This is a genomic window from Demequina sp., from assembly GCA_024707205.1.
Classification (GTDB): Bacteria; Actinomycetota; Actinomycetes; order Actinomycetales; family Demequinaceae; genus Demequina.
The window spans coordinates 2,402,544-2,425,626 of the sequence record JANQAD010000001.1; the positions used below are offsets into that span (position 1 = coordinate 2,402,544).

A 23,083-nucleotide genomic window follows, 5' to 3' on the forward strand; every position below is an offset into this window, starting at 1 on the left:
GTTTTTGTCAGACCCCGCTGATGAAGTGGTGACATGCGGATCTCGCTTCAGATGCTTCACTCTCAGCTCGCCGGACTCGGCGGGCTCGAGGGCGTTGACCCGCATGCGCTCACGGGCGATGAGGCCGTCGAGTGGCTGCGTGGTGTGGGCGAGCTTGTGCAGTCCGCGCAGAGCATCGCCAGCGCATTGACCGTACGCATCAGCGAACTGTCCACGGGCGAGGACCGCACCAAGCGGTTCGCGCGCGCCAAAGGGTTCAGCGACGTCGGCTCCTTCGTATCCGAGGTCGCTCAAGTGCCGCGCGGCACCGCGGGCCAGCTGGTGACCTTGGGCGGCGCCATGGCCGACGCTGATTCCGGCTCGGACGGGGGGTTCATCATCGGCGCTGCGGAGCCGGTGCGCGGCTCGCCCACTGAGGATCACCTTCCGCTCTACGGGTGTCTGACCCAAGCGGTCGCGCGGGGATTCTCGGTGGAGAAGGCGGCGGTGATCCGTGGGACCCTCAAGTTGATGGCTGGCGCCACGCCGGAGATCGAGCGGTCGTTGGTGGAGCGAGCCAGGAAGCGCCCGGTCAGCCGGGTGCGGGTGATGTGTCGCACCGAGTTTGAGCGCGTGGACCACGACGGGTACCTGCGGCAATTGAAGTCGATGCGCAAGGACCGGTACCTGAGGATGTGGGACCGTGATGACGGCATGGTCGGGATCCATGGGTGCCTGGATCCGATCACCGCGATCCCCTTGCGCACCTGGATCGAAGCCCAAACCCGCGACGGCATGCTCAACCAACGCGACGTGCCCGACGAGGAGCGGCTTGACGCCGGTCAACTCGCCGCTGACGCCTTCGCGGAGCTCGCGGTGCATCGCATGGGCTGCCAGGACGGGCCCAAGGCCTCACAAACCACCGTCGTGGTGCACGCTGCCGCCGAAGACGTGGTCAACGGCACCGGGCCGATGTACTGCCACGGGTACGCCGGTCCCCTGTGCCTGGAGCTGCTCGGTCAGCTCGCATTCGACACCCAGGTCATGCCCGCGGTCACCGGAGCGGGCGGCCTCGCCCTGTTCCTTGGCAGGGCCACAAGGTTCTTCACCCCGGCGCAGAAACTCGCGATCGCGTTGCGAGACGGCGGATGCGCCCGCTGCGGGGTGCCCGTGGCGCGCTGCGACGTTCACCACATCAAGTTCTGGTCACTCGGCGGACCCACGGACATCGACAACGGCGTGCTGCTATGTTCCGGCTGTCACCATCGCTTGCATGACTTCGGCTGGGAGATCGAGGTGATAGCGGGCGAGGTCTGGTTCATCCCACCCGCCTCGGTGGACCCCAGGCGAGAACGAATACCAGCCTGCGCCACCCGCTCCCCCACGCCCACGGGATGAGCGGGGCGTCAGCCTGCCGGCTTCCTGGGTTCTCTGGAGCGCGGGTGCGCGGTGTCATAGACCTCGCGCAGAGAGTCCTGAGTGACGGCCGTGTAGATCTGCGTCGTGGTGACGTTGGCGTGGCCGAGGAGCTCCTGAACCACGCGGACGTCGGCGCCGCCGTTCAGCAGGTGCGTCGCGAAGGAGTGGCGCAAGGTGTGGGGCGAGACATCGGGGATGCCAGCACGCTCAGAGGCCGCGCGGAGTATGGCCCACGAGCTCTGGCGAGAAAGCCTGCCACCGCGAGTATTGAGGAACACCGCCGCATTTCCCTTGCCACCTTGGGCCAACGCCGGGCGGCCACGCACAAGGTAGGCATGGAGCGCGTCGGCTGCGTACGAGCCAAGCGGCACCACCCGCTCCTTGCGGCCCTTGCCGCGCAGGAGCACGGAAGGGCCGTCGGGCGAGAGCGAAAGGTCGTCAACGTCCAGGCCTGTGGCCTCCGAGATGCGGGCGCCGCTGCCGTAGAGGAACTCCAGGAGCGCCCGGTCGCGCAAAGGCACGGGCCCGTCGCCCACCGAGGCGTTCTCGAGGATTGCGGTGACCTCGTCGGTAGAGATGGGGTGCGGGAGCTTCTTGGGGATGGCCCTGGGGCGCACGGCGGCCGACGTGTCCGCGGGAGTCCATCCCTCGAGCGCCGCAAACCGATGGAACCCTCGCACCGAGACCACGATGCGAGATGCGGAGGATGGGGCGAGGGCCGGCAGAGGGGCGCCGTCGGCGTCGAGCACCGGCTTGCCATCGGCGTCGACGGGAGGCTCGCCGAGTGACTGGGAGAACGCGGCGATGTCCTCGCGCGTCACCTCGGCAAGCGAGCGGCGTCCAAGTGCGCTCAAGAAATCAAGATACCGGGCTAGATCCCGCCGATACGCTGCGATCGTGTTCGAGGACAGCCCACGCTCAACGGTCACGTGCGCAAGGTAGGCGTCGCGCTGCCGGGAGAGGTCCATGGGGCGCGCGAGCCGGGACTAGAAGTGCCAGACGGTGAGCGCGTCGGGCAGGAAGGGGTCCACAAGGATCGCGGCGAAGACCACCGTGAGGTAGGTGATCGAGTCCCGGAAGAGCCGCATCTCGTGCAGCTTCTTCTCGCCGCGGCGCGCGCGCGAGAGCAGACGCACCGTCCCGGCCAAGAACCACGCACCAGAACCAGCCGCGACCGCCAGGTAGACCCAGGTCATGCCCGCAACCGGCACCAAGAGCAGCGTCGTCGCGATCATCGCGACCGTGTAGACGACCATCTCCACCGCCACGCGCCGCGCGGTAGCGACAACGGGGAGCATTGGCACGTGTGCCTCGCGGTAATCGCCCGTGAACTTCATCGACAGCGGCCAGTAATGCGGCGGCGTCCAGAAGAAGATGATGAGGAACAGCAGCACCGGCGTCCACGCGAGCGACTGAGTCACCGCCGCCCACCCGATGAGCACGGGCATGCAGCCCGCCGCGCCGCCCCACACGATGTTCTGCGGCGTGCGGCGCTTGAGGATCATCGTGTAGCCCACGACGTAGCCGAGGATCGCGAGCACCGAAAGCACGGCCGCCAGCGGCGAATCAACGACAAACCAGAACCACGCCGTCGAGATCACGGACAGCGCCCACGCGAATACCAGGGCGCCTCGCGTCGAGACGGCGCCGGTCACCAACGGGCGGCGCTTGGTGCGCTTCATGATCGCGTCGATGTCCCGGTCGAGGTACGAGTTGAACGCATTCGCGCCGCCCGCGGAGAGCGCCCCGCCAACCAGGGTCCACAGCATGAGCCACGAGCCCGGCCAACCGTCCGCTGCCAGGACCATCGTGGGAATCGTGGTCACGAGAAGCAGCTCGATGATGCGCGGCTTCGTGAGCGCCACGTAGGCGCCAACGGTGCCGCGAACCCCTGCCCAGCCGTGGGCCCGCGGCATAGCGGACTCAGGCGCGATCAAAGGGGTTGGCACGGCAACCATTCTACGCGGCCAAAGAAGCCAGCCAGGGCACCACCCAGGCCCGACGGCCCGCTCACCACAGCGTCGGGCCGTGCCCTTCGCGAGGGGCGGCTGGGAACCCGCTGCGGGAATACGGAGGCCCCACGCTTCGCTAGGCTTGGGAGGCGTACCCGAACCTGCCATTGGGAGCTTTCCATGACCTTCGCCTGGACTGATGTTGACCGCCGCGCCGTAGACACCCTGAGGATTCTCGCCGCCGATGCCGTGCAGAAGGTGGGCAACGGCCACCCGGGCACCGCGATGTCCCTCGCGCCCGCCGCCTACACGCTGTTCCAGAACGTCATGCAGCATGACCCGGCGGACCCCCACTGGCTCGGGCGCGACCGCTTTGTGCTGAGCTGCGGCCACTCGTCGTTGACGCTGTATCTGCAGCTGTTCGCGACCGGGTACCCGATGACCCTCGACGACATCAAGTCGCTGCGCACCGAGGGCTCGCAGACTCCAGGCCACCCCGAGGTGCACCACACCCCCGGCGTGGAGATCACTACGGGCCCGCTGGGCTCCGGAATCGCATCCGCGGTTGGCATGTCCATGGCGAGCCGGCGCGAGCGCGGCCTGCTGGACCCGGACGCCGCACCCGGAGCGTCGGTCTTCGACCACTTCATCTACGTGCTCGTGAGCGACGGCGACCTGCAAGAGGGCGTCTCCGCGGAGGCGAGCGCCATCGCCGGCGTGCAGGAGCTGGGCAACCTCATCGTCATCTGGGACGACAACAAGATCTCCATCGAGCACGAGACGCCGATCTCCTTCGACGAGGACGTCCTGGAGCGCTACGACGCCTACGGGTGGCACACGCAGCGCGTCGACTGGGTGACCCCGGAGGGCTACCGCGAGGACCCCAAGGCGCTCTTTGACGCGATCGAGGCCGCGAAGGCCGAGACCGGGAAGCCGTCCATCATCGCGCTGTCCACCATCATCGGCTGGCCGGCCCCCACCAAGCAGGGCACGGGCGGCGTGCACGGCTCAGCGCTTGGCGCCGACGAGGTGGCGGCCACCAAGGTCGCGCTCGGCTTTGACCCGGACAAGGACTTCGTCGTCGAGCCCGAGGTGCTCGAGCACACCCTCAAGGCGCGAGAGCGCGGCGCCGAGGCCCACGCGGCCTGGGAGGAGCGCTTCGGCACCTGGGAAGAGGCGAACCCCGAGCGCGCGGCGCTGCTGAATCGCCTCCGCAACCACGAGTTGCCCCAGAACTGGGCGGACGTGCTCCCCACCTTCGAGGAGGGCGCGTCGATCGCCACTCGCGCTGCGTCGGGCAAGGTGCTGACGGCCCTGGCTCCCGTGCTGCCGGAGCTGTGGGGCGGCTCCGCCGACCTCGCCGGCTCCAACAACACCACCATGGAGGGCGAGCTGTCCTTCCTGCCCCCGCACCGCTCCACGAAGTCGTGGGAGGGCACGTGGTACGGCCGCACGCTGCACTTCGGCATCCGCGAGCACGGCATGGGCGCCATCCTCAACGGCATCACGCTCCACGGCCTCACGCGCGCGTATGGCGGCACCTTCCTCGTCTTCTCCGACTACATGCGCGGCTCCGTGCGCCTCGCGGCCGTGATGGGCATCCCCACGACGTTCGTGTGGTCGCACGACTCCGTAGGCGTTGGCGAGGACGGCCCCACCCACCAGCCCGTGGAGCACCTCGCGGCCCTGCGGGCGATTCCAGGGCTCGACGTGGTGCGCCCCGCGGACGCCAATGAGACCGCCGCCGCGTGGAAGGTGATTCTCGAGACCGCCGACCGTCCCTCCGCGCTCATCCTGTCCCGGCAGAACCTCCCCGTTCTGCCCGGTACCAGCGCCGACGGCGTGGCCAGGGGCGCCTACGTGCTTGCGGGCGGCGACGACGAGGCCGACGTGCTGCTCATCGGCACCGGCTCCGAGGTGCAGTGGGCGCTCGGCGCTCGCGACCTGTTGGCCGAGAAGGGCATCAAGGCGCGCGTCATCTCGATGCCGTCCGTTGACCGCTTCGAGCGCCAGGACGACGACTACCGCGAGTCCGTGCTGCCCCGCGCCATCAAGGCGCGCGTGTCGGTCGAGGCCGGCTCCAAGCTCGGCTGGCGCGAGTTCGTGGGCGACGCTGGCCGCATCGTGGCCATCGACCACTTCGGCGAGAGCGCGGACGGCGCCCTCCTCATGAAGAAGTTCGGCTTCACCGCCGAGAACGTGGCCGCGAAGGCCATCGAGAGCCTGGAGGCAAGCAAGTGAGCGCGTTCCTGAGCACGTGGGTCGGCGTGGACGACACCGCCCACGTCGCCGTCACCGTCACCGGAGAGGCCGCGGAGGCCGTCGGCGTTCACACCCCGGCCCTCGTGGCCGACGCTGTGGCAAGCCGAATCGCCGCCAAGGACTTCACGCTGTGGGGCGAGGAGGCGGAGGCCGAGTCCAAGATTCGCCTTGGCTGGACCGAGCTGTTCCAGACGACCCGCTCGATCCTGCCCCAGCTCGCCGAGCTGGTTGCGGCGACGCGAGCCGAGGGCAAGACGCGGGTGGTCCTCGCGGGCATGGGCGGCTCTTCGCTCGGCCCTGAGGTCATCTGTGCCACCTACGACGCGCCGCTCGTGACCCTCGACTCCACCGATCCCGATCAGGTGCGCGACGCCCTCGACGGCGACCTCGAGTCCACGATACTTGTGGTGTCGTCGAAGTCCGGGGGCACCGTCGAGACCGACTCCCAGCGCAGGGCCTTCGAGTTCGCCTTCGAGCAGTCGGGGCTCGATCCCCGCCAGCACATCGTCGTGGTCACCGACCCCGGCTCGCCGCTGCACAAGGCCGCCGTTGACGCCGGCTACCGCGCCGTGTTCCTCGCCGACCCAAACGTGGGTGGGCGCTTCTCCGTGCTGAGCGCCTTCGGCCTTGTGCCCTCGGCCCTCGCGGGAGTTCCCGTGGAGGAGATCCTCGACGAGGCCGCGGCCGTCGCGGACTCCTTCGCCGAGGACAACGAGGCCAACCCCGCGCTCGTGCTCGGCGCCGCGATGGCCGGATCCACTCGCGACAAGCTCGTCTTCAGCGACGTGGGCTCCGGACTGGTCGGCTTCGCCGACTGGGCCGAGCAGCTCATCGCCGAGTCCACCGGCAAGAGCGGCAAGGGCATCCTGCCCGTCGCCGCGGAGGTCGACTCGCCCGACGCCTCGCTGCCCGACGTGCTCGACACGCGCCTCGCGCCGCTCGACCAGGAGGTCGACAGCCCGGACAACGGCATCGTGGTCGCCGGCACCCTCGGTGGCCAGTTCCTGCTGTGGGAGTATGCGACCTCAGTAGCAGGTCGATTGCTGGACATCAGCCCGTTCGACCAGCCCAATGTCGAGTCCGCGAAGGCCGCGTCACGCAAGTTGCTCGACGCCCTCCCGGAGCCAGAGGCCCCGCTGTTCGTCGATGGCGGCATCGAGATTCGCGCCCATAACCTTGACCTCAGCGGGGTCAGCACGGTGGCCGACGCTGTTGCGGCTTTGGAGGCGCAGTTGGGTGAGCGCGGCTACCTAGCCGTCATGGCCTACCTGGACCGGGAGGCCAACCCGGCCCTCCCGTCGGTCCGTGCCGCGATCGCCGCCCGCACCCAGCGCCCAACGACGTTTGGCTGGGGTCCGCGCTTCCTTCACTCGACGGGCCAGTTGCACAAGGGGGCGCACCGATCGGCGTGTTCCTGCAGGTCACCGGCACGTTCGCCGAGGACCTCGAGATTCCCGGAAGGCCGTTCACGTTCGGCCAGCTGATCGCCGCGCAGGCGCAGGGCGACGCCGCGGTGCTCGCGGAGCACTCGCGCCCCGTGCTGCGCCTCAACCTGACGGACGCGGCGCAGATCGACGCCGTGGCCGCCATCCTGAAGGGGTGATACGTGTCCAACCCGTTGCGTGATCCCCGCGATCGTCGCCTCCCGCGGATCGCCGGATCCTGCGGCCTGGTGATGTTCGGCGTGACCGGAGACCTTGCCCGCAAGAAGCTCATGCCGGCCGTGTACGACCTCGCGAACCGCGGACTGCTCCCGCCCGCCTTTGCGCTGACCGGCTTTGCCCGGCGCGACTGGGACGAGCAGGACTTCGCCGAGGTGGTCCACGACTCGGTCAAGAAGTACGCGCGCACGCCATTCCGCGAGGAGACCTGGGAGCAGCTCTCCCAAGGCATCCGCTTTGTGCAGGGAACGTTCGACGATCCCGAGGCCTTCGCGCAACTGCGCCGCACCGTCGAGGACCTCGATCGGGAGCGCGGCACGCACGGCAACCACGCGTTCTACCTCTCGATCCCGCCCTCCGCCTTCCCGCAGGTCATTCGCCAGCTCCGCGACAGCGGCCTGAGCGACCCCAAGGAGGGCACCTGGCGGCGCGTCGTCATCGAGAAGCCGTTCGGGCACAACCTGGCCTCTGCCAACGAGCTCGACGCCGTCGTCAGCGAGGTGTTCCCGCCGGACTCCGTGTTCCGCATCGACCACTACCTGGGCAAGGAGACGGTGCAGAATCTGCTCGCGCTCCGCTTCGCGAACCAGCTGTTCGAGCCCATCTGGAACTCCCAGTACATCGACCACGTGCAGATCACCATGGCCGAGGACATCGGCATCGGGTCCCGCGCCGGCTACTTCGACGGCATCGGGACCGCCCGCGACGTGATCCAGAACCACCTGCTGCAGCTCTTCGCGCTCACCGCGATGGAGGAGCCGGCCTCGTTCGACGCCGCCGACCTGCGTGCGGAGAAAGAGAAGGTGCTGCGCCAGGTCAAGCTGTCGGACGACCTGGCTGAGGGCACCGCTCGCGGCCAGTACGCGGCGGGCTGGCGCGGCGGCGAGAAGGTGGGCGGCTTCCTCGACGAGGACGGCATCTCCCCCGACTCGATTACCGAGACCTACGCCGCTATCAGGCTTGACGTGCCGAACCGCCGCTGGGCGGGCGCGCCGTTCTACCTGCGCGCGGGCAAGCGCCTTGGCCGCCGCGTCACGGAGATCGCGCTGGTCTTCAAGAAGGTGCCCATGCCCTACTTCCAGCAGATCGAGGGCTCGGACGTGGGCGCGAACGCTCTCGTGATCCGCGTGCAGCCAGACGAGGGCGTCACGCTCAAGTTCGGCTCCAAGGTTCCCGGCACCACGATGGAGGTGCGCGACGTCACGATGGACTTCGCCTACGGCAACGCCTTCACCGAGTCGTCCCCCGAGGCGTATGAGCGCCTCATCCTCGACGTGCTGCTCGGCGACCCCCCGCTGTTCCCGCGGCACGAGGAGGTGGCGCTGTCCTGGGAGATCCTGGACCCCATCACGGAGTTCTGGGCCACTCAGGGCCAGCCAGAGCAGTACCGTTCCGGCACGTGGGGCCCGGCGAGCGCCGACGCGATGCTCGCCCGCGATGGACGCGTCTGGAGGCGGCCATGATCATCGAGCTTCCCAACACCACGACGGGTGAGATCAACAACGCTCTCGTCAACTCCCGCAAGGAGGGCGGCGTCGTCACCCTGGGACGGGTCATGACGCTCGTCATCGACGCCACGGGCGCTGACGCGGAGGACGCAATCGCGACCGCCAATGTCGCGAGCCGCGAGCACCCGTGCCGCATCATCGTCATCTCTCCCGGCGACGCACCTGAGGCCCGCCTCGACGCCGAGATCCGCGTTGGCGGCGACGCCGGCGCCTCCGAGGTGGTGGTGCTGCGACCGTCGGGCGTGCAGGCCAAACACGAGGACACGCTCGTCACTCCCCTGCTCCTTCCCGACACGCCCATCGTCGTGTGGTGGCCCGCAGGCGTGCCGTCCGACACCTCGCGAACCGGACTCGGCAAGATCGCCCAGCGCCGCATCACGGACAGCAAAGGCGAGCAGAGCCCGTCGGACACCCTGCGGGACCTGGCCGCGTGCTATCGCCCCGGCGACACGGACCTCGCGTGGTCGCGGGTCACGAACTGGCGCGCGCTGCTCGCCTCCGCGCTCGATCAGGTGCCCGACCAGCACGTCACTAAGGCGCGCATCCACGGCGACACGAACAGCCCGTCGATCCTCTTGCTTGGCGCGTGGCTGCGAGACCGCCTCGGTTGCGAGATCGAGGCCACGTACGACGACGCCGCGCAGGGCCTCCAGCACATCGTGCTCGAGACGCCAAGCGGCGAGATCGGCATCTTCCGGCCCGATGGCCACAACGCAACGATCGAGCAGCCAGACCAGCCCTCGCACACCATCCCGCTTCCCGCGCGCTCGCTCAATGAGTGCCTCGCCGAGGAGCTACGGCGCTTGGACGACGACGAGGTCTACGGCGAGGTGCTCGCCGCCTACGCTGCGGGTGTGTGATGACGCGTCAGGTGGTCGTATATCCGGACGCGGCGACGGTTGCGACGGCCACGGCCGCTCGGCTGATCATTGAGGTCACCGACGTCCTCGCCCACAAGGAACGGGCCGACATTGTGCTCACCGGGGGCACGGTCGGCACCGCAACACTTGCGGCGGTGGCAGACAACCCGTTGGCCGAGTCGGTTGACTGGGACTCCGTGCACCTGTGGTGGGGCGACGAACGCTTCGTGGCGTCAGGCGATCCTGACCGCAACGAGGGGCAGGCTCAGGAGGCCCTGATCTCTCGCATCCCGATTTCCGACGCCAACGTGCACCGCATGGGCTCCACCAGCGACTTCGATACCCCCGAGACCGCCGCGGCCGCGTACCACGACGAGCTCGCGCACAACGGCAACCCCGAATTCGACGTGCTCATGCTCGGCCTCGGCCCCGACGGGCACGTCGCCTCGCTCTTCCCTGGTCACCCCGTGTTCGAAAAGGGCTCGGCGACCATCAGCGCCGTGCACGATTCGCCGAAGCCACCGCCCACGCGGGTCACCCTGAGCCTCGGCACCATCAACCGCGCCAAGAAGGTCTGGGTGGTCGCAGCCGGCGCGGAGAAGGCGCACGCTGTGGCCGAGTGCCTGCAGGGAAACGCAGCGTTCCCTGGTGGCGCCGTGCGCGGGACCGTAGAGACCTTGTGGCTCATCGACGCAACGGCGGCCGCCGAGGCCTAGGGCGCCGTGGGCTTCAACGTCGCCGCGGACGCCTACGGGCAGTTCATGGGGCGGTACTCGGAGCCGCTCGCGGAACGCTTCGTTGGCGGACTCACTCTCACCCCCGGATTGCGGGTGCTTGACGTTGGGGCCGGGACCGGAGCCGCGACCGCGCTGTTGGCCGAGGCTCTCGGGCCAGGCTCGGTGGTGGCCGTGGAGCCTTCTGGGACGCTGTCCTCCGCGCTCCGCGAGCGGCTGCCTGGGGTGGAGGTGCGAGCGGACGCGGCCGAGTCGCTGCCCTTCCTCGATGGTGCGTTCGACCTCACCATCGCCCAACTGGTGGTGCACCTCATGGCCGATCCGGCGGCTGGTCTCGCGGAGATGGCGAGGGTGACGGCGCCCGGGGGCACGGTCGCCGCGTGCGTGTGGGACTTCGCCGGCGGCAGGGCGCCGCTCTCGCTCTTCTGGAGCGTTGTTCGCCGGCTTGACCCTGGCGCTCTTGACGAGAGCGGCCTCGCGGGCGCCGGCCAGGGCCAGCTGGAGCAGCTCTTCGCGGCAACGGGACTGCATTCCGTGAGCGGCGGTGAGATCACCGTGGAGGTGCCGTACGGAGACCCCGAGCAGTGGTGGCACCCCTACACCCTCGGCGTTGGCCCCGCGGGTGCCTACGTGGCAAGCCTCGAGCCCTCACGTCGCGAGCGACTGCGCGAGGCCGCGCTCGAGGAGCTGGGCGACGGTCCCGGATCAATAGCCGCGACCGCGTGGGTAGCCCACGGGATCGCGCAGTGACCTAGCTGATCTTGCCTGCGAGCAGGTCGCGGCCGTCGGCCTGGACGCCGGCGCCCTCGGGGAACTCGACCGGGGGCAGCAGCTCGTCGATGCGGCGAATGATCGCCTCGATGTTGAACAGGTCCGGCTTCTCGTAGAGGGTCTCGCCGTTCGCGCGGAATGTGAAGACGCCCTTGCGGCCCGTCTTCAGCGACACGGACTCCAGGCGGTTGCCGAATGTCTCGAGCAGCCTGGTCTGGGCGTCAGTAGCACGCGGCAGGTAGCCGCACGGCACGCAGTACTCAATCTCAACGTTCATCATGTCCCTCTCAGCGGATCTTCAGTCAGCGGCAACGACGGCGGTGCGACGCGCACGGAGGGCCTCAAGGGCCTCGTCAAGCAGGGCCTCGCCCTCCTGGTCCGTGCGTCGCTCCTTCACGTATGCCAGATGCGTCTTGTACGGCTCATTGCGGAGGGGCTCCGGCGGGTTGTCCGCATCGAGCCCGGCGGGCAGCCCGCACTTGGGGCAGTCCCACTCCACGGGGATCTCGGAGTCCTCGCCAATCGCGAAGCTGGGGCTCGTTACGTGCCCCCTCGCGCAGTAGTACGAGACCACTTGGCGCGGAGCGGATTCGCCCCGCTCGTCCTCCCCCATGGGGCCCGCGCCTACGCGCGAGCCACGAATCGCACTGCCACCTGCCACGGCAACTCCTCAGTCTTGCTAGAACCGCTTGTTGACGGTTACGAGAATCGCGCGATCAGCCCGAGCAGGACTACGACGAGTCCCCAGAAGATGGCGACGCCCCACGTGATCCGCGTGAGGTTGCGCTCGCCAACCGCCGACGACTGGATGCCGGACGCGAGCCCGCCACCGAACATGTCGGTGATGCCGCCGCCACGGCCGCGGTGGATGAGCACGAGTCCGATGAGGAGCACGCTCGTAATGGCGAGCAGCACCCACAGGACGTTCTCGAGTAGATCCACGGTTCTCCCTTGCTTGGAACGGCTTCAAGGATACCTTGCGCCGCGCACAGCTTAAGTGCGCGGCGCCACGGCACTCCCCCTAGAGCCCTACGGCGTGGTCCCGGAATCGGGCAATCTTCGCGAATTCCTCAGGATCGAGGCTCGCGCCGCCGACGAGAACGCCGTCCACGTCCGCCTCGGCCATGATCGCGGCGATGTTGCCGGACTTCACCGATCCGCCGTACAGCACGCGAACCGAGTCGGCGACCTCGCGGTCGTAAAGCTCCGCGAGCCGGCCGCGGATGGCGCCACAGACCTCCTGCGCGTCTGCCGGAGTCGCCACCTCGCCGGTGCCGATCGCCCACACGGGCTCGTAGGCGACGACGATCTGCTTGGCGCGCTCCGCCGGGAGCCCTTCAAGAGCGCCGTCGAGCTGGGCGAGCGTGTATTCGACCTGGTTCCCGGCCTTGCGGACGTCGAGACCCTCGCCGATGCAGAGGATGGGCGTGATGCCGTGGTCGAAGGCGGCCTTCACCTTGGCGCCGACCACGGCGTCGGTCTCGCCGTGATAGTCGCGCCGCTCCGAGTGGCCCACTGTCACGTACGAGACGTTGAGCTTCGCCAGCTGAGCGCCGGAGACCTCGCCCGTGAACGCACCAGCGGTCTGCGCTGAGATGTCCTGCGCGCCGACCTTGACCTCGAGCTTGTCGGCGTCGACGAGCGTCTGAACCGAGCGGATAGAGGTGAACGACGGGAGCACGACGACCTCGACGTCGCCGAAGCTGTGCTTCGCGTCCTGCAGCAGCCATGCGAGCTTCTGCACGGTGTGCGTGGCCTCAAGGTGATCGAGGTTGAGCTTCCAGTTGCCCGCGATGAGGGGGGTGCGTGCCATGGATCAGGCCTCCAGTACTTCCAGGCCCGGAAGGACCTTGCCTTCGAGCAGTTCGAGCGACGCTCCGCCGCCCGTAGAGATGTGGCCGAACCTGTCCTCGTCGAAGCCGAGCAGGCGCACGGCGGCGGCGGAGTCCCCGCCGCCGACCACGGAGAACCCGTCGGAGTCGATCATGGCCTGCGCCACGGCCTTGGTGCCCTCTGCGAAGGCGGGGAACTCGAACACGCCCATGGGGCCGTTCCAGACGATCGTCTTGGCGTCGAGGATCTTGGACGCGAACAGCGCGGCGGACTCAGGGCCGATGTCGAGGCCCATTCGGTCCGCGGGGATCGCGTCGGCGGAGACCACCACGGCGTCCGCATCCGCCGCAAAGCCCGCAGCGGCGACGATGTCCGTCGGCAGCACGATCTCCACGCCCGTCTGTTCGGCGGTTGCGAGGTAGCCCCTAACGGTCTCCAGCTGGTCCTCCTCGAGCAGCGATGCGCCCACCTCAAAGCCCTTGGCCTTGAGGAACGTGAACACCATGCCACCGCCGATGAGCAGGCGGTCGGCCTTCGTGAGCAGGTTGGCGATGACGCCAAGCTTGTCCGAGACCTTGGAGCCACCGAGCACCACCGCATACGGGCGCTCGGGGTCGGACACCGCCTTGCTGAGCGACTCGACCTCCTTCTGGACCAGCAGGCCGGCTGCCGCGGGCAGCAGCGTCGCCACGTCGTAGACCGAAGCCTGCTTGCGGTGCACCACGCCGAACCCGTCGGAGACGAACGCGTCGGCGAACGCGGCGAGCTCGGCGGCGAGAGCCTCGCGCTCGGCGTCGACCTTGCTCGTCTCGCGAGCATCGAAGCGCACATTCTCGAGCATCGCGACGTCGCCGGGCTGGAGCGCCGCAACGGTCGCCGCGGCAGATTCCCCAACCAGGTCGTCGGCGAGCGTCACGGGCTTGCCGAGCAGCTCGGACAGCCGTGCCGCAGCCGGGGCCAACGAGTACTTCGCCTCCGGGGCCCCTGCCGGACGCCCAAGGTGAGCGGTCACGATGACCGATGCCCCGGCGTCGAGCAGCTTCTGAATCGTGGGTACCGAGGCGCGAACGCGGCCGTCGTCGGTGATCGTGGTGCCATCGAGCGGGACGTTGAGGTCCGAGCGCACGAGCACCTTCTTGCGGCGAGATCGCCGAGCGAGTCAATGGTCTTGAGCATGATGAGTTCCTGTCCTGACATGAACACGGCCGCACACGTCAAGCGTGCGCGGCCGTGCCCATTTAGTCCTGTTTAGAGACGCTCGCCGACGTATTCCGTCAGCTTCACGAGGCTCGTCGAGTAACCCCACTCGTTGTCGTACCAGGCGATGATCTTGACGAGGTCGCCGCTCACCTTCGTGAGCTTGGAGTCGAAGATCGACTGGTGGGGGTTCGTGATGATGTCGGAGGACACGATCTCGTCCTCGACGTACTCCAGCGTGCCCTTGAGCGGGCCCTCTGCGGCGGCCTTGACCGCGGCGTTGACCTCCTCGACCGTCACCTCGCGCGAGGCCGTGAACGTGAGGTCCGTGGCCGAGCCGGTGATGGTGGGAACGCGGAGCGCGAAGCCGTCCAGCTTGCCCTTCAGCTCCGGCAGCACGAGCGCCACGGCCTTCGCCGCGCCGGTCGAGGTGGGAACGATGTTCTGGGCGGCGGCGCGTGCACGGCGAAGGTCGCGGTGCGGGCCGTCCTGGAGGTTCTGGTCACCCGTGTAGGCGTGAATGGTGGTCATGAGGCCGCGCTCGATGCCGATCGCGTCGTTGAGGGCCTTGGCCACGGGGGCGAGGCAGTTGGTGGTGCACGAGGCGTTCGAGATGATGTGCTGCGTCGCGGGGTCGTAGTCCGTGTGGTTCACGCCCACGACGAACGTGCCGTCGTCGTTGCTCGCAGGGGCCGAGATGATGACCTTCTTGGCGCCGGCGTCGATGTGCGCCTTGGCCTTCAACCCATCGGTGAAGAAGCCCGTGGACTCGATGACGATGTCCGCACCAAGCTCCGCCCAGGGCAGGTTGGCGGGGTCGCGCTCCTCGAGAGCGCGGATCGCCTTGCCGTCGACGTAGATGTTCTCGTCGTCGTACGTGACTTCCTTGGGGAAGCGGCCCAGCACGGTGTCGTACTTGAGCAGGTGTGCAAGCGTCTTGTTGTCCGTGAGGTCGTTCACGCCGACGATCTCGATGTCTGCGCCCTCCGCGATGATCGCGCGGAAGAAGTTGCGTCCGATGCGGCCAAAGCCGTTAATACCGACCTTGATGGTCACTTTTGTCTCCTCGACTCGTGCCACTTCTGACACGGTTGGTGTTGGATGCTTGCGCACCTCGGCGTGCGCTGGGGGACTCCGCCAAGGCGGGCCACTGCTTGAAGCCTACTACCTAGCCGAACGCCGTACGGCGCGACATTAGTCCCGGTTAAGGGCTATTCCTCGACCAGCATGTCGGCTGTGAGGAACGCCTCGGTGTCGGGAATGCCGAGCTCCTCCGCGCGCTTGTCCGCCGTCGCGAGGAGCCTCCTGATGCGCCCTGCGACCGCGTCCTTGGTGAGGGGCGTCTCCGCGTACTTGCCGAGCTCCTCGAGCGAGGCCTCCTTGTGCGCGAGGCGCAGCTCCCCGCCTCGCGAAGGTGGTCAGGCACCTCGTCGCCGAGGATGTCGAACGCACGCTGCACACGGGCCGACGCTGCCACCGCGGCTCGCGCGGAGCGGCGCAGGTTTGCATCGTCGAAGTTGGCAAGGCGGTTGGCGGTTCCGCGCACCTCTCGCCTCGTGCGCTTCTCCTCCCACTCGATCACCGAGTCGTGGGCGCCGAGGCGCGTGAGCAGCTGTGCGATCGCATCGCCGTCGCGGATCACCACGCGGTCGACTCCGCGCACCTCGCGCGACTTCGCCGAGACGCCAAGGCGCCGCGCGGCGCCGACGAGGGCCAGAGCGGCCTCGGGACCGGGGGACGTCACCTCGAGAGCGGATGAGCGTCCGGGCTCGGTGAGCGAGCCGTGGGCGATGAACGCCCCTCGCCAGGCGCCGATCGTGTCGTCGATCGCTCCCCCAACCACCTGCGGCGGCAGCCCGCGAACGGGGCGGCCCCTGTGGTCCAGCAGGCCCGTCTGACGCGCAAGCGACTCGCCCTCCTTGACCACCCGGACGAGGTAGCGGTTGCCCTTCTTGAGGCCGCCGGAGACCACGATGATGTCGGATCCGAGGTTGAAGCACTCCTGGATGAAGCTTCTGAGGCGGCGCGCCCCTGCGGCGGTGTCCAGTTCCGCCTCGATGACGATGCGGCCGGAGACGATGTGCAATCCGCCGGCGAAGCGGAGGGTCGTAGCCACCTCCGCCTTTCGGGCTGAAACCTTCTCGACGGCCACGCGGGCAAGTTCGTCCTTCACCTGTGCGGTCAGCGCCATGCGGATATCCTGCCACTCATCCCGCGACCCGGTTGCCGCTGACCGGAACCAGAGCGAAGGCCCTGGCGTATTGCCGCGAGAGCTCAGCCTCGTCGTGCCTGTCGATCGCGTCGCGCGCGGTGAGCGGTGCGACGACCAGGCGGGAGCCCCACTCGCCCACTGCCTGGGCAAGGCGACCGTCCGCGGCCTCCGCGGCGTCGGCAAGCACCACTGCGGGCCTGAAACCCGGCGCGAGCCTGCGCAGCGCCTCAACCTCATCGGCGCGATGCATGCCGCGCGTCTCGATGTCCTCATCCGAGATATTGAGGGTGAGCACCGCCCTCGGCGACGCCGTCACGAGAGCCTGGTGAACGTCGGGCACAAGAAAGTGTGTGAGCACGGACGTGTACCAGCTGCCCGGACCGAGCACCACGACGTCCGCGGAAGCGATCGCCTCGAGGGTCGCCAGCGGCACGTGCGGCGCCTCCGGGGCGATCGAGAGCCCTGCTATGCGGCCGTCGGCCGACGCCACCGCCACTTGACCGTGCACCGTGGCCGGGCCGTCGGACCCGTCAACGACCGCGCTGATCTGGATCGGCTCATCCGAGAGAGGAGCACCCTGCCGTCCGCGCGGAGCAGCCGGGCAACCCAGTCGAGCCCGCCGACCACGTCTCCAGTGTGCTCCCACAGTGCGGTGATCAGCAGGTTTCCCACCGCGTGGCCGTCGAGGTCGCCCTCCGAGGCGAATCGGTACTGCAGCACGTCGCGCCAGGTCGTTCCCCACTCGGTGTCCTCGCAGAGCGCGCTCAGCGCCATCCGCAGGTCGCCAGGAGGCACCACGCCGAACTCGTGGCGCAGCCGACCAGAGGAGCCGCCGTCGTCCGCGACGGTCACGATGGCGGTGAGCGACTCCGACACGGGCCGGAGGGCCCGCAGGCTCGTGTAGAGACCGTGGCCTCCCCCGAGCGCAACGACGTGCGGCAGCGGCATCAGCGCTCCCGGTCGCGGTGGGTCACCCGCACGGGCATGCCATGCCTGCGAAGGCGTTCCGCAAGGGCCTCGGCGATCGCGACCGACCTGTGCTTGCCGCCCGTGCAGCCGACGCCGATCGTCACCGAATGCTTGTCGTGCGCGCGATAGTGACTGAGCACGTTGGCGAGGAGTTGTGCGTAGTCCTCGACGAACGCCGCCGCGCCCTCGGAGGCGAGGACGTAGTCGCGGACCTCGGGGTCAAGACCCGTGAGCGGGCGCAATTGGGGCACCCAGTGCGGATTGTGAAGGAAGCGCACGTCCGCGACGAAGTCCGCGTCCGCGGCAGCCCGTTCTTGAACCCGAATGTCACGATGTTGACCGTGAGCGGGGTGTCCTCCGCGCCCACCTCGGCCGTCACGACGTCCCGCAGCTCGTGGACGTTAAGCGCGCTCGTGTCGATGACGGTGTCTGCTCGTTCGCGCACCGCGGCGAGGAGCTCGCGCTCGCGCATGATGCCCTCGAGGATCGTGCCGTCCTTCTGCAGGGGTGTGGCCGCCGGGCCTCCTCGAAGCGGTGCACGAGGGTGTCGTCCGACGCGTCGAGGAACATCAGGCGCACCGGCACGCCCCTGGACTCGAGGTCATCGATGACCGCCTCGATGTCGCCGAACAGTTCCCGCGCGCGGACGTCGACCACGGCGGCGAGGCGATCGTCCGGGCTGCTGCCCACCATCGCGACGAGCCCGCCAAGCATCTGAGGAGGAATGTTGTCGACCACGTACCAGCCATGATCCGCCAGCGCCGCCGCCGCTCGCGTGCGTCCGGCACCCGACATCCCGGTCACGATGACGACCTCCGAGGCGGCCTCCGGGGCGTCGAACTCTGGGCGCGGAATGCCCGAGGGGAACGTCTCAGGGGGCACTTCGTCCGTCATGTGTCCAGCATGCCAGGTGCCGCGTCATTGGCGGCACCGCCGTGTAGCGCCGAATGGATGCTGCGCGCCGTGCCCGCCCCGATTCCCGGCACCAGCGCGAGCTGCTCTACGGATGCGGCCTTCACCTGGGCCAGCGAGCCGAAGTGCGTGATCAAGGCCTTCGCGCGAGTCACGCCCACGCCGGGGATCTCGTCCACGGCGGACGCCTTCATGGCCTTGGTCCGCTTCTTGCGGTGCTTCGAGATCGCGAAGCGGTGCGCCTCGTCGCGCACCCGCTGCAGCAGGAACAGCGCCTCCGATCCGCGGGGCAGGATGATGGGGAACTCCTGGCCCGGCACCCACACCTCTTCGAGCCGCTTCGCGAGACCCACGACGCTCACGCCCGTGATGCCCAGCTCATCGAGCACTCTCTGAGCCGCGTTCGCCTGAGGCAGCGCGCCATCGATGACGATCAACTGGGGTGGATAGGCGAACTTCGCGGACTCGCGCTCTTCCAGCGGGAGCGCGGACTCCTCGAGGTATCTCCTGAAGCGCCTCCGGATCACCTCTCCCATTGCCGCAAGGTCGTCCGCGCCGTCGGGAATCGAGAACTGCCTGTAGTGGGCCTTCTTGGGGAGCGCGTCCTCGAACACCACCATCGAGCCCACCTGGTTGGTCCCGGACGTGTGCGAGATGTCGTAGCACTCGATGCGCAGGGGCGCCTCGTGCAGCCCAAGGTTGTCCTGGAGCTCCTGAAGGGCCGCCGAACGTGCCGTGAGGTCCGACGCACGGCGCATCCGATGCTGCTGCAGCACCTCCTGCGCGTTCCGCCGTCCAAGGGCCGCGAGCTCCGCCTTCTTGCCGCGCTGGGCCGGACGGATTTCCACGCGCGCGCCTCGGACGCCGCTCAACCACTCCCCAACACCGGGCGGGACCGCGACGGGGACGATGATCTCGGTGGGAATGTCGGCGACATCTGCGTCGCCGTACGCCTCCTGCAGCAGCTGCTCGGTGAGTTCGGCTGTGCTCAGCGGATCCGGCTTGTCGACGACCCATCCGCGCTGCCCCGCGATGCGACCGTCGCGGACGACGAAGACGTGCGCGGCCGCCTCGAGATCTTCATCGACCACGGAGAAGACGTCGACATCGCTGCCCGCGCTCAGCACCACGGCATTGCGTTCCAGCACCGACCGGAGCGCCGTGAGGCGGTCGCGCGCACGGGCCGCAGCCTCAAAGTCCTCGCGCTCGGCGGCGGCTGTCATCTGCTCGGTGACGTCCCTGATGATGCCCTTGGCATCGCCGGCGAGAACCTCGCACACCCGCTCCGCGAGCTTCCGGTGATCCTCGGGGCTGATGCGGCCAACACACGGGGCGGCGCACTTGCCGATATACCCGAGCAGGCACGGGCGGCCCTGCCGCTCCGCCTTCTTGAACGTCGCGGGCGAGCAGGTCCTCATTGGCAGCGCGCCAATCAGCGTGTCCACCGTGTCGCGGATCGCCCACGCGCGCGCGTACGGTCCGAAGTAGCGGACCCCGGGCTTGCGCTCTCCCCGCATCACGAGCATGCGCGGGAACTCCTCGTTCATCGTCACCGCGAGATACGGGTACGACTTGTCGTCCTTGAACACGACGTTGAAGCGCGGGTCGTACCGCTTGATCCAGGTGTGTTCGAGGATCAGCGCCTCGACCTCGTTGCGCACGACGGTCCACTCGACGGACGCCGCGGTTGTCACCATGAGGCGCGTGCGGGGGTGCAGCGAGGCAAGCGGCTGGAAGTAGTTCTGCAGCCGCTGGCGCAGGTTCACCGCCTTGCCCACGTACACCACACGGCCCGACGGGTCGCGGAACCTGTACACGCCGGCGCTCGTGGGAATGGTCCCCGGCTTGGGAAGGTAGTCGGCCGGGTTCGTCACGCTTTCAGCCTACGCGCGGGATACGACGCGCAACCGTCACGCCGCCGCGCTCGTGGCGAGCAGCTCCGCGAGGAAACGACCCGTGTGGCTCGCCGAGTTGGCGGCCACGTCCTCCGGGGTGCCCTCGGCGATCACGAGACCACCGCCGTTGCCGCCCTCTGGGCCCATGTCCACAACCCAGTCTGCAGACTTGATGACGTCCAGGTTGTGCTCGATCACGATCACCGTGTTGCCCTTGTCAACGAGCCCCTGGAGCACGCCGAGGAGCTTGCGCACGTCCTCGAAGTGCAGTCCGGTCGTCGGCTCGTCGAGCACGTAGATGGTGCGCCCCGTTGACCTACGCTGCAGCTCGGATGCGAGCTTCACGCGCTGCGCCTCGCCACCGAGAGAGAGTCGGCGCGGGTTGGCCAAGTCGAACGTAGCCGAGGCCCACGTCAACGAGAGTGCTGAGATGCCTCGAGATCGCCGGAATCGCCTCGAAGAACTCGGCGGCCTCCGAGATGGGCATGTTGAGCACGTCCGCCACGTTCTTGCCCTTGAAATGCACCTCGAGCGTCTCGCGGTTGTAACGGGCGCCCTTGCACACCTCGCACGGCACGTACACGTCGGGGAGGAAGTTCATCTCGATCTTGAGCGTGCCGTCCCCAGAGCAGGCCTCGCACCGACCGCCTTTGACGTTGAAGGAGAAGCGGCCGGGCCCGTACCCGCGCACCTTGGCCTCGGTGGTCTCGGAGAACAGCTTCCGGACCCGATCCCACACTCCCGTGTAGGTCGCGGGGTTCGAGCGCGGGGTGCGGCCGATCGGCCCCTGGTCCACGTGGACGATCTTGTCGAGGTGCTCGGTGCCGGTGATGCGCGAGTGACGGCCTGGCACCTGACGCGCTCCGTTCAGCGTGTTCGCAAGCGAGGTGTACAGGATCGTGTTGACGAGCGTCGACTTCCCGGATCCCGAGACGCCAGTCACCGCGGTCAGCACCCCGAGCGGGAACTGGACGTCGATGTCCTGCAGGTTGTGCTCGCGCGCACCCACCACGGTGAGCGTCTTGCCGTCATCGATGGGCCTGCGGACGTCCGGGAGCGGGATCTCGCGCTTTCCAGAGACGTATTGGCCCGTCAGCGAGCGATCGTTCGTGAGGAGCGCGTCCACGGTGCCCGAGTGAACCACCTCTCCCCCGTGCTCGCCCGCCCCGGGGCCGATGTCGACCACCCAGTCGGCGGTGCGGATCGTGTCCTCGTCGTGCTCGACGACGATGAGGGTGTTCCCCAGGTCCCGAAGGCGGGTGAGCGTCTCGATGAGTCGGCGGTTGTCGCGCTGATGCAGGCCGATGCTCGGCTCGTCGAGCACGTACAAGACACCCACCAGTCCCGAGCCGATCTGCGTGGCGAGGCGGATGCGCTGCGCCTCGCCGCCGCTCAGCGTTGCGGCCGCGCGCGACATGGTCAGGTAGTCGAGGCCAACGTCGAGCAGGAAGCCTAGGCGCGCGTCGATCTCCTTGAGAACCTGCACGGCGATCTGCCGTCCGCGCTCGTCGAGCTCGGCATTCTCGAGGAACTCGCGCGCGTTCCGTATCGAGAGGTTGCACACCTCGGCGATCGACTTGCCTCCAACGGTGACCGCGAGCACCTCCGGCTTGAGCCGCGTCCCCTCGCACACGGGACACGGGATCTCCCGCATGTAGGCCTCGTACTTCTCGCGGGTCCAGTCCGACTCCGTCTGACCGTGGAGGCGCTCGAGCCACGTGATGGCGCCCTCGAAGCCCGTGGTGTACTGCCGCTCGCGACCGTAGCGGTTCTTGAAGCGCACGTGCACCTGATAGTTGTTGCCGTACAGCACGGCCTTCTTCGCGTCGTCGCCCAGCGTGTGCCACGGGGCTTGCATGTCGAAGCCAACCTCGTGCGACAGGGCCTCGAGGGTGCGGCCGAAGTAGTCGGACGAGACGCTCGCCCACGGTGCCACCGCCCCCTGCGCGAGGCTCAGATCGGGATCGGGGACCACGAGATCAGGGTCCACCTCAAGCTTCACGCCGATGCCCGTGCATTCCGGGCACGCACCATAGGGGGCGTTGAACGAGAAGGTGCGCGGCTCCATCTCTTCCAAGGTGAGCACATGGTCGTTGGGGCACGCACGCTTCTCGCTGTAGCGTCGGGCGGGCGAGTCACCGTCAACGGGGTCGATGATGACGAGGCCGTCCGCGATGCGCAGCGCGGTCTCCACCGAGTCCGTGAGCCGCTGACGGATGCCGTCCCTCGCGACGAGGCGGTCGACCACGACCTCCACGTCATGCTTGAGCTTCTTCTCGAGCTGCGGCGGCTCGCTGAGTTGGACCGTCTCGCCGTCAACGCGCGCGCGGGCGAAGCCCTGGCTCTGAAGGTCTTCGAAGAGGTCCTGGTATTCGCCCTTGCGGCCCCTCACCACAGGGGCGAGCACCTGATACCGGGTGCCCTCCGGCATCGCGAGCACGGAGTCCACGATCTGCTGCGGGGTCTGCGAGCGGATCTCCTCGCCGCACACCGGGCAATGCTGGGTGCCGACGCGCGCGTACAGCAGGCGCAGGTAGTCGTAGACCTCGGTGATGGTGCCGACGGTGGAGCGCGGATTGCGGTTCGTGGACTTCTGGTCGATCGACACCGCGGGCGACAGCCCCTCGATGAAGTCCACATCCGGCTTGTCCATCTGGCCTAGGAACTGGCGCGCGTACGCGCTCAGCGACTCGACGTAGCGGCGCTGCCCCTCCGCGAAGATGGTGTCGAAGGCGAGCGATGACTTCCCTGACCCGCTGAGGCCGCTGAACACGATCAGCGCGTCCCTGGGAAGGTCGAGGTCGATGCCCTTGAGGTTGTGCTCGCGCGCGCCGCGCACGATCAGCCGGTCATTCACACGGCCATGCTACGTGGAAATCCGTTCGAACGCATGTTCGAATCGCGGTTGATTCCCAAGGG

The 23,083-nt window shown here is 68.4% G+C and carries 15 protein-coding genes and 5 pseudogenes; 7 read left to right on the forward strand and 13 right to left on the reverse strand.

Annotation, left to right across the window (positions count from 1 at the left end):
- Positions 1–33 precede the first annotated feature (33 nt).
- Positions 34–1,377 (forward strand): HNH endonuclease, encoded by a 1,344-nt coding sequence (locus tag NVV57_12315; GenBank protein ID MCR6713412.1) that lies wholly within the window; start codon positions 34–36, stop codon positions 1,375–1,377.
- Positions 1,378–1,385: 8 nt separating this feature from the next.
- Here NVV57_12315 and NVV57_12320 read toward each other — a convergent pair whose 3' ends face one another.
- Both NVV57_12320 and NVV57_12325 read right to left on the reverse strand, forming a co-directional pair.
- Positions 1,386–2,366: a site-specific tyrosine recombinase XerD gene (locus NVV57_12320; protein ID MCR6713413.1), complete on the reverse strand. Its 981-nt coding sequence runs from the start codon at positions 2,364–2,366 to the stop codon at positions 1,386–1,388.
- 18 nt (positions 2,367–2,384) lie between these two features.
- Complete coding sequence (locus NVV57_12325; GenBank protein MCR6713414.1) at positions 2,385–3,314, reverse strand: heme o synthase; 930 nt, start codon at positions 3,312–3,314, stop codon at positions 2,385–2,387.
- 216 nt (positions 3,315–3,530) lie between these two features.
- Here NVV57_12325 and tkt point away from each other — a divergent pair, with 216 nt between their 5' ends.
- From tkt to NVV57_12355, 6 genes and pseudogenes are all read left to right on the forward strand, one after another.
- Positions 3,531–5,591 carry a transketolase gene (gene tkt, locus NVV57_12330; protein ID MCR6713415.1) on the forward strand — a complete coding sequence of 687 codons (2,061 nt, stop codon included), beginning with the start codon at positions 3,531–3,533 and terminating at the stop codon, positions 5,589–5,591.
- Positions 5,592–5,617: 26 nt separating this feature from the next.
- Positions 5,618–7,215, forward strand: a pseudogene (locus NVV57_12335) (glucose-6-phosphate isomerase).
- A gap of 3 nt (positions 7,216–7,218) precedes the next feature.
- Positions 7,219–8,736: a glucose-6-phosphate dehydrogenase gene (gene zwf / locus NVV57_12340; protein ID MCR6713416.1), complete on the forward strand. Its 1,518-nt coding sequence runs from the start codon at positions 7,219–7,221 to the stop codon at positions 8,734–8,736.
- Positions 8,733–9,641 carry a glucose-6-phosphate dehydrogenase assembly protein OpcA gene (locus NVV57_12345; GenBank protein ID MCR6713417.1) on the forward strand — a complete coding sequence of 303 codons (909 nt, stop codon included), beginning with the start codon at positions 8,733–8,735 and terminating at the stop codon, positions 9,639–9,641. The genes zwf and NVV57_12345 overlap by 4 nt, the downstream gene beginning before the upstream one ends.
- The gene (gene pgl / locus NVV57_12350; GenBank protein MCR6713418.1) at positions 9,641–10,357 is read left to right on the forward strand and encodes a 6-phosphogluconolactonase; all 717 of its coding nucleotides are present in this window, start codon (positions 9,641–9,643) and stop codon (positions 10,355–10,357) included. Before NVV57_12345 ends, pgl begins: the two co-directional genes overlap by 1 nt.
- Positions 10,358–10,363: 6 nt before the next feature.
- On the forward strand, positions 10,364–11,125 hold the full coding sequence (locus NVV57_12355; protein MCR6713419.1) for a methyltransferase domain-containing protein: 762 nt from the start codon (positions 10,364–10,366) through the stop codon (positions 11,123–11,125).
- A gap of 1 nt (position 11,126) precedes the next feature.
- Here the strand turns inward: NVV57_12355 and NVV57_12360 are convergent, their stop codons facing one another.
- The 11 genes and pseudogenes from NVV57_12360 to uvrA all read right to left on the reverse strand — a co-directional run bounded on the left by NVV57_12360 (position 11,127) and on the right by uvrA (position 23,021).
- The gene (locus NVV57_12360; protein ID MCR6713420.1) at positions 11,127–11,423 is read right to left on the reverse strand and encodes an Rdx family protein; all 297 of its coding nucleotides are present in this window, start codon (positions 11,421–11,423) and stop codon (positions 11,127–11,129) included.
- 21 nt (positions 11,424–11,444) lie between these two features.
- Entirely contained in the window at positions 11,445–11,807 is a 363-nt protein-coding gene (locus NVV57_12365) for an RNA polymerase-binding protein RbpA (protein MCR6713421.1), read from the reverse strand.
- Between the two features lie 38 nt (positions 11,808–11,845).
- Positions 11,846–12,088 carry a preprotein translocase subunit SecG gene (gene secG / locus NVV57_12370; protein MCR6713422.1) on the reverse strand — a complete coding sequence of 81 codons (243 nt, stop codon included), beginning with the start codon at positions 12,086–12,088 and terminating at the stop codon, positions 11,846–11,848.
- Positions 12,089–12,167: 79 nt separating this feature from the next.
- Positions 12,168–12,959, reverse strand: a complete 792-nt coding sequence (gene tpiA / locus NVV57_12375; protein ID MCR6713423.1) for a triose-phosphate isomerase — start codon at positions 12,957–12,959, stop codon at positions 12,168–12,170.
- Positions 12,960–12,962: 3 nt separating this feature from the next.
- Entirely contained in the window at positions 12,963–14,111 is a 1,149-nt protein-coding gene (locus NVV57_12380) for a phosphoglycerate kinase (protein ID MCR6713424.1), read from the reverse strand.
- A gap of 116 nt (positions 14,112–14,227) precedes the next feature.
- Positions 14,228–15,232 (reverse strand): type I glyceraldehyde-3-phosphate dehydrogenase, encoded by a 1,005-nt coding sequence (gene gap, locus NVV57_12385; GenBank protein ID MCR6713425.1) that lies wholly within the window; start codon positions 15,230–15,232, stop codon positions 14,228–14,230.
- A gap of 155 nt (positions 15,233–15,387) precedes the next feature.
- Positions 15,388–16,367 (reverse strand): annotated as a pseudogene (gene whiA / locus NVV57_12390) (DNA-binding protein WhiA).
- A gap of 16 nt (positions 16,368–16,383) precedes the next feature.
- Positions 16,384–17,336: pseudogene (gene yvcK / locus NVV57_12395) on the reverse strand (uridine diphosphate-N-acetylglucosamine-binding protein YvcK).
- Positions 17,336–18,152, reverse strand: a pseudogene (gene rapZ, locus NVV57_12400) (RNase adapter RapZ). The pseudogenes yvcK and rapZ overlap by 1 nt, the downstream one beginning before the upstream one ends.
- A gap of 95 nt (positions 18,153–18,247) precedes the next feature.
- Positions 18,248–20,143, reverse strand: a complete 1,896-nt coding sequence (gene uvrC, locus NVV57_12405; GenBank protein MCR6713426.1) for an excinuclease ABC subunit UvrC — start codon at positions 20,141–20,143, stop codon at positions 18,248–18,250.
- A gap of 36 nt (positions 20,144–20,179) precedes the next feature.
- Positions 20,180–23,021 (reverse strand): annotated as a pseudogene (uvrA, locus tag NVV57_12410) (excinuclease ABC subunit UvrA).
- Positions 23,022–23,083: the final 62 nt, after the last annotated feature.

Excerpts from the sequence above, each read along its gene's own strand:
- pgl (MCR6713418.1), top strand. The coding sequence starts at position 9,641 with ATGACGCGTCAGGTGGTCGTATATCCGGACGCGGCGACGGTTGCGACG.
- NVV57_12315 (MCR6713412.1), top strand. The coding sequence starts at position 34 with ATGCGGATCTCGCTTCAGATGCTTCACTCTCAGCTCGCCGGACTCGGC.
- tkt (MCR6713415.1), top strand. The coding sequence starts at position 3,531 with ATGACCTTCGCCTGGACTGATGTTGACCGCCGCGCCGTAGACACCCTG.
- NVV57_12320 (MCR6713413.1), bottom strand. The coding sequence starts at position 2,366 with ATGGACCTCTCCCGGCAGCGCGACGCCTACCTTGCGCACGTGACCGTT.
- NVV57_12345 (MCR6713417.1), top strand. The coding sequence starts at position 8,733 with ATGATCATCGAGCTTCCCAACACCACGACGGGTGAGATCAACAACGCT.
- NVV57_12360 (MCR6713420.1), bottom strand. The coding sequence starts at position 11,423 with ATGAACGTTGAGATTGAGTACTGCGTGCCGTGCGGCTACCTGCCGCGT.
- tpiA (MCR6713423.1), bottom strand. The coding sequence starts at position 12,959 with ATGGCACGCACCCCCCTCATCGCGGGCAACTGGAAGCTCAACCTCGAT.
- NVV57_12325 (MCR6713414.1), bottom strand. The coding sequence starts at position 3,314 with ATGCCGCGGGCCCACGGCTGGGCAGGGGTTCGCGGCACCGTTGGCGCC.